Annotated in this window: 9 protein-coding genes; 3 read left to right on the plus strand and 6 right to left on the minus strand. The window is 41.6% G+C overall.

Going from position 1 to position 13,898, the window contains the following annotated elements:
- Nucleotides 1-358 precede the first annotated feature (358 nt).
- Together H5125_RS12890 and H5125_RS12895 are read right to left on the minus strand one after the other, a co-directional pair.
- Complete coding sequence (locus H5125_RS12890; protein WP_182744420.1) at nt 359-2,938, minus strand: AAA family ATPase; 2,580 nt, start codon at nt 2,936-2,938, stop codon at nt 359-361.
- A gap of 691 nt (nt 2,939-3,629) precedes the next feature.
- The gene (locus H5125_RS12895; RefSeq protein WP_182744421.1) at nt 3,630-4,232 is read right to left on the minus strand and encodes a hypothetical protein; all 603 of its coding nucleotides are present in this window, start codon (nt 4,230-4,232) and stop codon (nt 3,630-3,632) included.
- Nucleotides 4,233-4,244: 12 nt separating this feature from the next.
- Here H5125_RS12895 and H5125_RS12900 point away from each other — a divergent pair, with 12 nt between their 5' ends.
- The gene (locus tag H5125_RS12900; protein WP_182744422.1) at nt 4,245-4,433 is read left to right on the plus strand and encodes a hypothetical protein; all 189 of its coding nucleotides are present in this window, start codon (nt 4,245-4,247) and stop codon (nt 4,431-4,433) included.
- A gap of 1 nt (nt 4,434) precedes the next feature.
- Here the strand turns inward: H5125_RS12900 and H5125_RS12905 are convergent, their stop codons facing one another.
- Both H5125_RS12905 and H5125_RS12910 read right to left on the minus strand, forming a co-directional pair.
- Nucleotides 4,435-6,756, minus strand: a complete 2,322-nt coding sequence (locus H5125_RS12905; protein WP_162022154.1) for a YgiQ family radical SAM protein — start codon at nt 6,754-6,756, stop codon at nt 4,435-4,437.
- 202 nt (nt 6,757-6,958) lie between these two features.
- Nucleotides 6,959-7,354, minus strand: coding sequence for an MAPEG family protein (locus tag H5125_RS12910; protein ID WP_101087288.1), 396 nt, complete (start codon nt 7,352-7,354; stop codon nt 6,959-6,961).
- A 163-nt stretch (nt 7,355-7,517) separates the two neighbouring features.
- On the opposite strand from H5125_RS12910, the gene H5125_RS12915 reads away from it, so the two are divergent.
- The gene (locus H5125_RS12915; RefSeq protein WP_011635884.1) at nt 7,518-8,738 is read left to right on the plus strand and encodes a threonine/serine exporter ThrE family protein; all 1,221 of its coding nucleotides are present in this window, start codon (nt 7,518-7,520) and stop codon (nt 8,736-8,738) included.
- Between the two features lie 254 nt (nt 8,739-8,992).
- On the plus strand, nt 8,993-10,672 hold the full coding sequence (locus H5125_RS12920) for a ShlB/FhaC/HecB family hemolysin secretion/activation protein (RefSeq protein WP_182744423.1): 1,680 nt from the start codon (nt 8,993-8,995) through the stop codon (nt 10,670-10,672).
- A gap of 306 nt (nt 10,673-10,978) precedes the next feature.
- On the opposite strand, the gene H5125_RS12925 is transcribed toward H5125_RS12920, so the two are convergent.
- Together H5125_RS12925 and H5125_RS12930 are read right to left on the minus strand one after the other, a co-directional pair.
- Nucleotides 10,979-13,114 carry a TonB-dependent siderophore receptor gene (locus tag H5125_RS12925; RefSeq protein WP_182744424.1) on the minus strand — a complete coding sequence of 712 codons (2,136 nt, stop codon included), beginning with the start codon at nt 13,112-13,114 and terminating at the stop codon, nt 10,979-10,981.
- A 307-nt stretch (nt 13,115-13,421) separates the two neighbouring features.
- Nucleotides 13,422-13,898 (minus strand): IS3 family transposase (locus H5125_RS12930; RefSeq protein WP_182744425.1); only part of this gene is annotated, 477 nt, incomplete at its 5' end.

Below are 13,898 nucleotides of genomic sequence, written 5' to 3' on the forward strand. Positions count from 1 at the left end.
GGAAATTTATCCAGCTTGAAACCTCATTTGAATCCTACCTCGGCCTTATTCAAAAATGCTAACGCTTCCGATGGTACATCCTGTACCGCGAAAGCTAAGCTCACATCCATGTGAGCTTCACGCTATTTTCTTCAACGGCCTCAAGTTCAGAGGTGAATTTATCCATTTTCAATCATGACTTCTGACTCATTTATGGACATAAACAAGTTTGAAATAAAGCCTCAACAATGCTTTAGATATTAGAAAATGTATGGACATGCCCCGAAATTTTTTATTTATGTTCAATTACCCACCATTGACCCAATATGGGTCAATGGTGGGTAATACATGACTTATAAGCTTCCCACAACTGCAGATACTACTCTCTGCGTTTTTTTAATAACTTAAAGTAAACATCAAGTGCGGTAATATCAGCCAACAATTCATCAATATCTGGCATTTCCGTAACACCTAAACCAGTAGCGGTATCATGACCTTCAAAGAAAGTGCTGCACTTCTTCATTCCTTCACTAATGGTAGCCACATCCTCTGGCGTACTATCAACTATATATCGAATATTTTGTGTTTGAACAGCACGACTAAACCGTTGCACAACATTTCTAATTAACCATTCTTCAACTAATCTCTCCCACGTTTCACGCATTTTACCGTAGATATGTTTAGCATCTCGACTATAAATATCTTCAATAAAGTCATCTCGTTTAGTGTACCGTCTAAGCTCTACTTCTAACTGCCTCAACTGGCCTATCCTGTCTACAGTTTTTAAAGTGTCCCAAGGTGGCCTCCCTTGCGGAAACCCTGAGAGCTTGCCTCTACGAGTGATAGACTGGATATTAATCGGATTTGAGGATTCCTCACTCAACATCATCAAGAATGGCAAGTCGTGTGTAAGTACAATCACCTGCCTATGTAGTGCTTCATCTGCAATACGTTTAGCAAACTTGCGTCTCCACTTATGGTCTAATGAATTAACTGGATCATCAAAAATGATGGCAGACTTTCGATTATCAATCGTTAACTCAGCCATAAAACCAGCTAGTGCGATACACTTTTGCTCACCCTCACTGGCGATATGTCCTATTTTTGACGCATTATTTGAAATCTGTAGAGTCAATTTTTGCTGGCCAGCAGAACCTTGAGTTTTAGTTTCTACATCAAAACTTTTAAAGCCCAACGCTGATAACTCATTGGCAAATGCAGTATTAATTAACCCCAAACTGCCAGTTTTAGCCAGCTCGGATATAAACCGTGTAATAAGTGAAAGATTGGTAGTAGATAAAGCTGAGTTAAAACGTCCAAGCATCTTAATACGGTTCATTTCTAAAATGATATTTTCTTTATGTGCCGATAACCGCTGTCGATCTTCAAGCTCTATCAATCTGTCTTGCATAAGCTTAATTGACTGGGTTAACGAACCATCATCAACAACACCATCCCTTTTCGCTTTTATAGCTTCAACTTGCTGAGATAGCCTCTGTACAAATCTCATATCGAGTTCTGGATAACTAAATGTTGGTTCAGCAGATGTGAGGTTGCTCTTCCTATCTGACAATTGCTGTATACAGGTGTTAAATTGTTCCATGGCATCATTTGCAGATTGCACTAATTCCTCAAGAACACCGCCATACGGTTTAAGGTCAAAGCTCAATTGAGCTATGAGATTCATCTGTAAAGTTAAAGTAGTCGTTGCCTTATCTGCATCTACCAGAGACTGGTTAGTAATATAATCAGCGAACCTAGCCATCCTTGCCGCCGCTTGACTTCCGATCGGTTGTATACACGTAGGACAGTGTTCATTTTCAACTGGTGGGAAAGTTTTATCATCACCATTACTCATTATGAAGTTCTGAGCATGACTCCACATTTCTTTCCAAGCCTCATTGCCGATACCTTCAATTGGTAAACCATTTAAAGTGCTCCGCCGTACTTGTTCAGCAACTTTTAACTTGGTTAATTTATCATCATACGACGCACCAAGTCTGGCTAAATTAACATCACCTAGTTTTTCATACAGGTTGGTCAGAAAATTCAGTAACGGTTCACGGTGTTTTAATTTGGATTCATAAATAGCTTTTACTTGAGCAGGTGTTTTTCCACTTAGTTCTATCACATCTTTCTTTAATAGAGCTATTTCTGGCAACTCATCTTCACCACCGCATCGAGCATCTAATGTAGTTTGTGTTGCAGTAACTAGCGAATTACAAAAAGCACTCACTTTAGATAATGGATTTAAATCAGGTATTCTGTAAGGGGTGCTAAATGGTGCTATTTCACGAGTTAATTCGTCCTTCACAAATTGACAAGCTCTACTCAACTCATCCAATAATCTTACTTCTGCTGGTTTGTACTCAACACTGTCTGTTTTAGAAATGTAGTGTGTTGCAGAGTGAGAATCAAATACTCTTATAGACTTCAACTCAGGACTTGGTTTACCACCAATAGTCCAGATATTTTCAACTACTGCAGCACCTCCAATAGACACTCCTAAAGTAGCTTGTGATGGAATAGTTGAAGGATTGAAAGCATTGGTTGTAATAACAGGGACATCACCGCGAGTTAAACAAGCACTTTTCATTATCCTTGCATAGCTAGATTTACCAGCACCATTATCTCCATAAACGGCCGTTAAACCCTCAATTGGAAAGTTTAGCGTTACATCTTCAATTAACGATGAGACATTTTTTACATTGCCTATGCTTGCTAATGTTACTGGCGCAGCTTCGGTTTCAAATCCTGCAACATCAACGAGTTTAATGTAACTAGGATAGTCAACATTTTTTTCAAGCAAACCAAATTCCATTTTTGCAACCTGGTAAATAAGCTGCAAATCTTGCTGTTTAAGCTCTCCCTGCTCCATGACTCTACGAATTACTTGTCTCCACCATAGCGGTTTTTGATCGCTATTTACCCAAGTAACAACTTTCGCTATTTGTGTCATACAAATCCTATTTGTAATATGTATATGCAAATCAATATACTGCTAAAATAAAGCAATTACATTGATTTTAAATAACATACTCAGCTTCACGCATAACCTTGCGATGAAGTGACTTTTACATCAAACCATCTTCACTAGTGGCTGACAGGACTTCAAACAAGCTTGAAGGGTCGAAGCTTGTATTTTCAATCCATTAGAGTAAGTATGGTAAATGTAATTAACAGCAGACTACTCAGCTTTATGAGTTAGCAAGGAATGGGGCAAAAACGAGTTAGTTTTCTTTACTTGGAAATGGACCGATTCAACTCTGAACTTGAGGACGTTGAAGAAAATAGCGTGAGCCTGACAGGACGTCAGGCTAGCTTTCGTTGGCCAGGGATGGCCTATCGGAAGCGTTAGCATTTTCGAATAAGGCTGAGGCAGTTACCCAATAAAGTTAAAAGCTGGATCAATCCCCATGGCGACCTTTTCGCTGTTTGAAAATGTTGCGGGGCGGCTGGGAGTTCCAAGAGGGAACAGCCGTTGGTTTCCTCTTGGTCTGGTGTGGGTGAAGCGCCACGACGTTAGTGGCCGCAGGCCATAAGTACATAAGTACATAAGTACTAAGCATAAAATACAAAAAATAAACCTGGATCCCGGCTCACGAGCATTACCGGGATGACGATTAAATTAGCCTGCGTAAGTAGACAACCTATTTATATCCCCAAGGTGCTGGCGGTAATGCTACAGGCTTAGAGAGGTCAAACTCGACTTTAAAATCTCGATCCTCACGACTTAAACGATAAGTAAAAGTATGCGCTTCAATCATCATCTGCCACTCATTAGTGACCGACTGAGTTAAGCCATGTTGCTTGAAGTTGGCAATAGACTCATCGTCCACAGGAAACGTTTGTAAGTTAGCAGTGCCAGTATCGCGTGTATCACCACCATACATAGTCACTTTATCTTCACTGCCATCTTGATGGCGATGATCATGCTTTAAGCGTAATCCGGTATCGGTTTGAGTTATCACCCAAGTGCGAGAGTGATCATCGCCAACATGAAATGGAATACGCAACTGATGATCGGTGCAATCTCTTACATGCATAATTAATGTTTTGCCACTAAAGCCATCTCCTTCACTGCCACCAGCAGTGATTTTACCGGCAAAAGCTTTGCCACAAAGAGCGCTAATCGCTTCAAAAAATTGCTTTTGTTGTACCGAGTTTACGGCATAAGCAGGATTAACCAACATAGCGCTACCACACAGTAATGCACCACTGAGATATGCGCTAAGCCTAATTAACGTTGGCATAATGATCATTCCTTGTTTATCAAACCATTGAGTAATTTAATCAATAAAGTGCAGTTGTGTAACACAACGGCTACTGAGCAGACTAAATTAAAAGACGAAAGTACCGAACAAGATTACCTTGTTATTGAATCTATTGCTGCTAGAAAAACAAAACCCGCAAACGTTAATGCGGGTTTTTATGACAATAAGTTAACGTGTTAGCTTACTTAGCGTATTTAGACTTAGTCGCCCAAGTGGTCGCTTTAGCTGGACGCTTGGCGCCTTGGCTTGTGGGCGCTTGCCCTTTTGCCGCTTGGCCCGAAGCCTTAGCTGGAGACTTTGGTTTCTGCCCTACTGGCTTAGCACTGCCTTTATCCGCTTTAGTGTTACCTTTACGGTCTTCAAACTGATCGGCAGAAAAACGGGTCATGGCTTTTTGGCCGCTTTGTTCTTTCGCTTTAGCCGATGGCTTTTGGCCCCACTTCACTTTAGTTTGCTCGTTACGCGTTTCGGGTGGTACCAAATGATTTGGACCATTACCAATTAACGACTCTTTACCCATAGCAACTAAGGCTTCACGGATCATCGGCCAGCCCATTGGGTCGTGGTAACGCAACAAGAATTTATGCAATTTACGCTGACGACCTTTTTTAGGCACTGTCACTTGTTCACTATCATGCTTAATGTTTTTCAGTGAGTTAAGTTCGGTATGATAAATCGTGGTCGCATTTGCCATCGGAGATGGATAAAAGTTTTGCACCTGGTCGAGCTTAAATTTCTGCCCTTTTAACCATAATGCCAAATTAACCATGTCTTCATCGGTAGTACCAGGATGCGCCGAAATAAAGTACGGAATTAAAAACTGTTCTTTACCCGCTTCTTTAGAAAACTTATCAAACAGTTCTTTAAACTTGTCATAGGTTCCCATACCTGGCTTCATCATTTTACTGAGCGGGCCTTCTTCGGTATGTTCAGGAGCAATTTTTAAATAACCACCCACATGATGTTTAGCTAACTCTCTAATATATTCTGGGTTTTCGATAGCCAAATCGTAACGAACACCCGAAGCAATTAACACCTTTTTAATACCAGGTACTTCACGTGCCGCTTTGTATAAGTCGATGGTGTGTTTATGGTCGGTGCCTAAATGGCCGCAAATAGACGGGAACACACATGATAAACGTCGACAGGTTTTCTCCGCTTTCTCACTGGTACAACCTAAACGGTACATGTTCGCCGTTGGGCCACCCAAGTCAGAAATAACGCCGGTAAAGCCTGGCACTTTTTCTTGAATATCTTTAATTTCTTTGATGATCGACTCTTTCGAGCGACTTTGAATAATGCGTCCTTCATGCTCGGTAATCGAACAGAATGAACAACCACCAAAACAACCACGCATGATATTGATTGACGTCTTAATCATGTCGTAGGCAGGAATTTTTTCTTTGCCGTACACAGGGTGCGGGATGCGTTGATAAGGTAAATCGAATACTGCATCCATTTCGTCGGTGTTTAATGGCCACGCAGGTGGATTTACCCATACACCACGGTTGGCATCATGTGGCTGAAACAGCGCACGAGCACAGCCTGGGTTTTGCTCTTGGTGCAAAATACGCGAGGCATGGGCATACAAATACTTGTCTTCGCTGACCTTGTTATAGGCAGGAAGCAGTACATAGGTTTTTTCCCATGGCTTTGGACGAGGCGGTTGAACGCTAATGGCTTTAGGTGCCTCGTTATCAAAAATCTTTTCGTCTGTTGGACCTGACAAATTACTGCAACCAACATCATCAGCACCATATGGGCTAGGTAATGGCTCAATTTTATGTAATTGGTCAATTTTGCGTGAATCCATGCCACGCCAACCGGGCATAGGCTCTTTACGCATTGTTGCGGTACCACGAACATCGTCAATATCGCCAATGGCCTCACCCGCAGCAATACGGCGTGCAACTTCCATTAATGGTCGTTCAGCATTGCCGTAAATTAAAATATCGGCTTTGGCGTCAAAAATCACACTGCGACGCACTTTATCTGACCAATAATCATAATGGGCAATACGGCGTAGGCTGGCTTCAATGCCACCGATAACAACGGGTACGTCTTTAAAGGCTTCTTTACAACGCTGGGTATACACGGTCACGGCACGATCGGGGCGTTTGCCGCCAATATCACCAGCAGTGTAAGCATCATCATGACGTAACTTACGGTCAGCGGTGTAACGGTTAATCATCGAATCCATGTTGCCAGCGGTTACCCCAAAAAATAGATTTGGGCGACCTAGCTGCATAAAGTCTTCTTTGTTTGACCAATCAGGCTGCGAAATAATACCCACACGGTAACCTTGGGCTTCTAACATTCGCCCAATCACCGCCATACCAAAACTTGGGTGATCAACATACGCGTCGCCAGTCACGACAATAATATCGCAACTATCCCAACCTAAAATATCCATCTCTTTACGAGACATGGGTAAAAAAGGTGCTGTTCCGTAGCATTCAGCCCAAAACTTTGGATAATTAAATAACGTTGACTCAACTTGCATGTATATGACCTACATAAATGGGGAAAACCAGCCTAGCTGATCCGATGACAACATCAGCCTACGGCTGAATTTAACGGACGCGGAGTATAGCAGTACAGCGACACTAAGTGTGACTAAAAAAACACCAAAAGTGAAATATTTTTATCCTTTTATAACCTTGTAAAACACGTGGGAATATTGCTATTCCCTTATGCTTTCAATGTTATAACCCAATAAAGAAGCCAATATTAGCAACCGCTAAGATTAATAGTACTATCCAAGTCGTTAATACACCCCAAAAACGGCCGAAGTGATGGCCGCCTTGACCTTGGTTTAATCCAATAGCATGTAATAAACGCGCCACAATCCAAGCTGTGCCCAAACAGTGTATCAAGTAAACCGGCATGCCATTCAATTCAGCCAGTGCTAACAAAATGAGTACTATGGGTGCATTTTCAATTAAATTGCCATGAGCTCTGATCGCAATGGATAATCCTTGATGGCCACCATCACCGATACCTATTTTATTCACTCGACGAAATTTAACCACTTTGTAAGATAATGCTAAAACCAACAACGCTGTTAGGCCCGCATATAAACCCGATATCATCAATGTCATGTGTTATTCCTTAAGTCGTCTATATTATTGTTATTATACTAATCTTTGATTTGTTGATGTTATCACTACATTTTGAATCAGTTTGGCTGTAAACACACGCCTTAATCGGTTAATATTCGCGCCAAAATAAGCTCAATACCTTAACAAGAGTGACTACTGCCCAGTGGATAATCAGGATTTTTTAGAAAAACGTAGATTTATCATTAAACTAGGTAAGTACCTGCATAAATTTGGTACTCCTGCGTATCGCTTAGAATCCCACTTACAAACGGTATGTAATACCCTTGGTATTGAAGGATATTTTTTAATATCGCCCACATCGATGACATTTGTACTCCAACATGACACTGAGCAAGAATACAATCACGTTGCACGCGTTAAACCTGGCGACTTAGATTTAGGCTCGTTAGCACGTACCTTTGAATTGGTTGAAGAGCTCAGTTCTGGGCAGCGAACCTTGCAAGAAGCATTAGAACGCTTAGAAGAAATCGCCAATAAACCCAATCCTTATGGCCATAAACTGACGCTGTTAGCTTTTGGATCCAGTGCGGGTGCTTTCGCCATGTTAATGGGTACCGGTTGGCATGACGTTTTTTGGTCAGCTATTTTTGGTTTACTGGTATACAGCTTAGTTTTTTGGGCTGAACGCTCAAAACGTATCGCAGAGATGCTCGAACCCATGGCGGCGGTAGTTTGCGCTATCTTAGCGTCAGGGATTGCGCAATTAGACCCGAGTATCAATTTACCCGTAACCATTTTATCGGGGATTATTATTTTTGTTCCCGGTCTTGCACTCACTCTCGGCTTAGCGGAACTTGCCGCCCGCGATTTAATCTCCGGTACGGCACGTATCATGGATGCTGTGATGCAGTTATTTAAACTGTATTTTGGTGCTGTGCTTGGCATGACCATTGGTAAAGCCATCTTTGGTGAAACTATCTATGTAGAACCTATACCGTTGCCTCGTTGGGCGATTTGGTCTGCGGTGCCGTTATTGTCGATGTCGTTGGTTATTATCTTTAAAGCACGCTTAAAAGATTCCCCTTGGGGCATATTTGCCGGCATTGTGGCATTTTTCTCTGCCATGTTAGGCGGGATTTATCTAGGTGAGTCTATTGGTATTTTTGTCGGTGCACTAGCCGTGGGCATCTATTCAAATCTGTATGCGCGCTGGATGAAGGCGCCAGTGTCGATTGCGTTACTGCAAGGCATCGTTATTCTGGTCCCTGGTAGCAAAACCTATATTGGTCTCAATGCATTAATTTCGGGCGAAACCATGCTCAATCAAGCCCATTTAGGCTCACAAATATTCTTAATTTTTATGTCCTTAATCGCTGGGCTTATTTTTGCTAACGTTATCGTGCCCCCTCGCCGTTCGTTATAAATCTTACAAGTTAACATTACCTTCCTATCGGTATTAAAAGGCAGCTATAAACGCTGCCCTTATTTTTTAACAACTCAAATACCCACATAATTTAAATGGATTAATGAAATATTTATTCAAGCTAAATGCTTGACTATTATGTTATTCAGGTATGATATGAAACAAAGAGGCAACATAAAAAGTTCATATTGAAAACAATAGTTCTATTCTTACTGGCCTCTCAAAAACATAACAATAAAAATAAGGACGAAGCTATGCCAATCATATTTATGGCAGTATTTTTTTTCGTCATCCTGCTTTCTTCGTCTGCTGTTCAAGCAACTATTGCTGACAGTGAAGCACAGTTAAAAGCCAACGATGACTCTGTCACCACGCCCTCTAGTCCGTCGACAACGAATAAACATGATGTCGAAAAAGTCGCGAACATTGTAGTCGTTAGTCATCCTATTTTTGATGAGTCAGCTCCGGATGCTATTTTCCTTCATCGTTGGGCAAACTATCTGCATATCAATACCAAAGAGTCGACTATTCTCAATAGCTTAAGCTTTGAAAAAGGTGAAAAAATCACTCAGAAAGATCTTCAAGAAGCGCAGCGATTATTGCGCTACGAACCTTACATTCGTGATGCTGATATCAACATTGCCAGAAAAGATCCACTCGCCGACGACAACGTTGAAGACGTGGTATTAGTCGAAACGTGGGATAACTGGTCATTACTGCCAACGGTCAGTTTGAGTAAAAATGGCGGCGACACTAAATACTCGTTTGGCATGAAGGAAGATAACTTACTGGGATTAGGGGTTAAAACTAAAATAAAATACCAGTCAAGTGCCGACCGCACCGGGTATAAGTTTGCCTTTGATGCTCCAGTAAGATGGATTAAACACGGTAATGTGTCGGTCGATTTTTACGACAACAGTGACGGCCAAGCGTCTGCTATCGCCTTTAATAAGCCCTTTTATACTCTTGATACTCAGAACATGTACGCCCTGTCATGGTTAACGGATACCCGCATCGACACCATAAGACAAAATGGCCAAGACATTAACGAATTTGAACATGTTATCGATTATGCTAACGTCGGATTTGGTTGGTTAGTCGATAAAACGCCAGATCAATTGCACCGTATTAGCCTAGGGATAACCCAAGACCAACATCAATTCAATAACATCGACGAATACCCCATTTCACCGTTACCTTTTGATCGTGAGTTTGTATACCCTTGGATCAGCTACGAATACCTGCAAGACCAATACACAGTGCTGAACAATATCCACCTGATTAATAATAACGAAGACTTTAACTTAGGTTGGCACCACACTGTAAGTTTAGGATTGGAAACCAATGACGTTGCCGACAATGCTGCTGTGGGCTATCACGTAACGGCTTCAAGCAGTCGCGGTTGGCAGGAAGACAATCAATTATTGCTAATGACCGTTAATGCTCGAACGGATATTCAAACCGGCCAACAAGACTTTTATAATGTCGGTTTAGCCGCTGAATTCTTCCACCAAATCAGCCCTAAGTGGACCGCTTACTCCAAGGCGCGTATCGCAACCTCACACAATAACTATCTTGATCAAACGTTTGCCCTTGGCGACGAAACAGGTGTACGGGGATATCCCAACGACTACCAGCATGGTGACAATCAATGGTTGCTCACGAGTGAAATCCGATACTATCCAAACATCAATTTATATCAATTGGCCGAGTTAGGTTGGGCTGTATTTGCCGATATAGGTCAAGCAAGCGGTGGTCCAGACGAGCAAAACGAAGTTGATGGCCCTATTGGTAGTATTGGTATTGGCGCACGGATTTACTCTTCTAAATCCAGTTACGGTAACGTAGCCCATGTTGATATTGCCGTCCCGATCACTACGGGCAACGACATCAACGCTTGGGAGTTCAGATTTCAAGTGAAAGACCATTTTTAATTAGGCAGACTGTTTGGTTACGATATACATTCGCAAGGCCGTCAGCACTAAATGCTTGAGGTTTTGCCATGTAGACTTGGTAACATCTTTACTGATTGAAGTTGTTAGTGATTTTAGCATTAGCGGAATTGACAATATTGGCATTCATTCTATCTAACTTGGTGACCGATAATAGTCTCAACTGATGGCCACAAAGCCAGCTTTTAACCCTCGGCCAGATAGCAAAAAAGGGCGTAAACAATAAATTGTTTACGCCCTTTTTTTAATTCAGCAAGACGTTAATACAACCCCACTAATAATTCGACATTAAAAGTGATGCGATACCTGCAACACCACTTCTCGTGGTGCACCCGGGAAATGGCCATTACGTTCAGAGAAACCGCTCACGGCATATTCTTTATCAAACAGGTTTTTCACATTTAGCTGAAACTGGGTATCTTGCCACGTAGTTGTCCAGCTCATATCAAACACGGTATAGGGTTTAACACGCTGCGCATCTGCACTCATTTGCTCACTGACATAATCTGCACCCAGTGCAATAGCAGAATTCAAACTGTCAATGTCATAACGCGTCCACAAACCCGCTTGATGACGCGGCGCATTAACAAACTTGCTGCCATCGGCATAGGTATCGCCAATATCGCCTTGAGTAACACGAGTATCGTTATAGGCGTAATTAGCCATAACAGTCCAATTAGGTGTTATATCTCCCACCAACGTAAACTCAAGTCCTTTACTTTCAACTTCACCTAAGCTTACTAACGCAGGGATTCCGTCATCATTGCCCGTGTCAGCAGGATTATTCATGGCGACATCTTTTTTATTAATTTGATACACAGCTAACGTGGTCATCATGCTGCCATTAAACCACTGATTTTTTATCCCTAGTTCAACTTGTTCACCCATTTCAGGTTCTAAGCTACTGTCTTCACTCGCCGTTTCTTGATCGCCAAGCGAGGTCGGATTAAAACTTTCTGCATAATTAACATAAAACGATGTATCGGTGGAGTATTTATAAACAATACCACCACGCGGTGATACATGATTATCACTAAATTCAAATCCAGTTTCTTTATCAAAATCATTAAAGTGATCGTAACGTAGCCCCACCAATAACAACCATTTCTCGCTTAAACTGATTTGATCTTGAACATATAAACCCGCGCGTTCGGTTTTAGTGCCATCACGATCTTGATCTTGTAAGTTATAAGTCGAAGGATCAGTTTCACCGTAATTAAGATCAAAAATGTTTAGATTAGCGACACCATCAGCCTCATAACGGGCACGCCAATAATCATAATCGCTGTTTACGTGATGGTAATCTGCTCCAAATAATAAGGTTTGCTCAATACCAGTATCTAATCGATATACAAAATCTGAAGTCACACTGACTTCTTGGTTAGCGCGATACTGTTTACGATATTCGCGTTTAATGGTTTTATCATCAATATTGGCTTCGCCATCACCATTAACGTCAACCCAACTTTGTGATTCGTGATATCCCTGAACACGCTCGTTATCAAGGTAACGCACTGTGGTATTAACACTTAACTCATCGCTAAAATGATGCTGTAAGTCAGCTTGTAATATTGTTGCTTCAAGGTTTTGATAGTCGGATTTTTCATTAGCGTTATAGCTTGGATCAACCAAAAAGTTACCATCATCGTCAACGGGAACGCCACGCAAACGATTACCACCTAAGTCTTGTTTGATATAATCAATCGTTGTTGTGAGTGTAGTGTCATCGTCAAGTTGAAATAATAATCCACCTGTTAACTCGGTATTTTCAGAGTCGGCATTATTTCGAAAACTGTCTTTTTGCTCATAAAAACCGCCTAAACGATAAGCAATTGAATCCGTTAAACCACCTTTAGAATCAATTGACCCGCCCATACGGTCGTTATCGCCTGTGGTTAATGTCACTTCAGTATCTTGGACAAAACTCGGCTTTTTGCTGACATAATTAATCATGCCGCCAGGCTCACCACCACCGTATAACGCAGCTGCTGGACCTTTTAATACTTCAACTCGTTCAATATTAAATAACTGTGGTACACCGAAACCAGAAAAAGGGTCGCCTCTTACACCGTCATAAAACACATTACTGTCATCACGAAAGCCACGAAAGGTCACCCCTGAATAACTATAAGTGCTCACACCCGCAATAGAGCGGTATAAATCGGTGATTTCGCGTGCTGCTTGGTCAACTATTAACTGTTCATTCAACACCTGCACCGATTGCGGTAAATCCATAATATCGGTTTCAACTTTGGCACCCACAGACGTAGAAGATTCACGATAAAAGGTTTGTGCCCGGCCCATTACGGTAATTTTCTCAATCGACTCTGTCGAGTCTAGGTCGGTCGTGTTCTCGTTCGCACTGACACTCAGTACAGGTAGCAGTAGACTTAACATCCCAATATTAATGACGTTCAAATGCATAACAGCTTACTCATCGGCAACAGTAAAATTTGGCCGCAATATAGCACTAAACACTAATGAAAACCATTCTCATCTGATAATTTACATTTGTGCTTGTTTGTTAACGATAAAGTCAGTTTATGTTTAAAGGTTTTGTTGTTGAATGAGTATTTATTATCGACTAGATCAGGAAGAGCGAGGTGCACAGCTAACAATAGAGTAGAACACTCGTGTTAATAAATCATCCATTTGTAAATACTTAGCGTTCCGACGACGTTTACTGAACGGTGATGTGGTCAAGTAAAACTGTACACAAACAGGGGGCGTTTTATGCAGCCATTTCGGCAGCCGCTGGCGTCATATAATTGTTATAACTATGACCACGTTTTGTATTGTAGTGCTTTAGTATGTAATTCAACGCATCCAGCTTCGCTTCATCAAAATTGTTGTAACCATACTTCGGCATCCATTCTGTTTTAAAACTTCTAAAAAAACGTTCCATTACCGCGTTATCCCAGCAGTTTCCTCGTCGACTCATACTCTGCGTTATTTGATATTTCCACAGCATTTGTCGATATTGAAGACTACTGTAATGGCAACCTTGGTCAGAATGAAACATCAGGTTTTGGGGCCGTCCACGACTTTCAAATGCCATTCTTAATGCTGCACAAGTCAAATCGGTATTCGGGCTGTCAGAGCAAGCCCAACCCACCACTTTTCTCGCATACAAATCCATTACCACGGCTAAATAGAGCCATTTGGTTCCTGACCAAACATAGGTCACGTCACCACACCAAACCTGATT

Source organism: Shewanella sp. SR44-4 (assembly GCF_014163715.1).
Classification (GTDB): domain Bacteria; phylum Pseudomonadota; class Gammaproteobacteria; order Enterobacterales; family Shewanellaceae; genus Shewanella.

Excerpts from the sequence above, each read along its gene's own strand:
- H5125_RS12890 (WP_182744420.1), bottom strand. The coding sequence starts at position 2,938 with ATGACACAAATAGCGAAAGTTGTTACTTGGGTAAATAGCGATCAAAAA.
- H5125_RS12895 (WP_182744421.1), bottom strand. The coding sequence starts at position 4,232 with ATGCCAACGTTAATTAGGCTTAGCGCATATCTCAGTGGTGCATTACTG.
- H5125_RS12905 (WP_162022154.1), bottom strand. The coding sequence starts at position 6,756 with ATGCAAGTTGAGTCAACGTTATTTAATTATCCAAAGTTTTGGGCTGAA.
- H5125_RS12910 (WP_101087288.1), bottom strand. The coding sequence starts at position 7,354 with ATGACATTGATGATATCGGGTTTATATGCGGGCCTAACAGCGTTGTTG.
- H5125_RS12920 (WP_182744423.1), top strand. The coding sequence starts at position 8,993 with ATGCCAATCATATTTATGGCAGTATTTTTTTTCGTCATCCTGCTTTCT.
- H5125_RS12925 (WP_182744424.1), bottom strand. The coding sequence starts at position 13,114 with ATGCATTTGAACGTCATTAATATTGGGATGTTAAGTCTACTGCTACCT.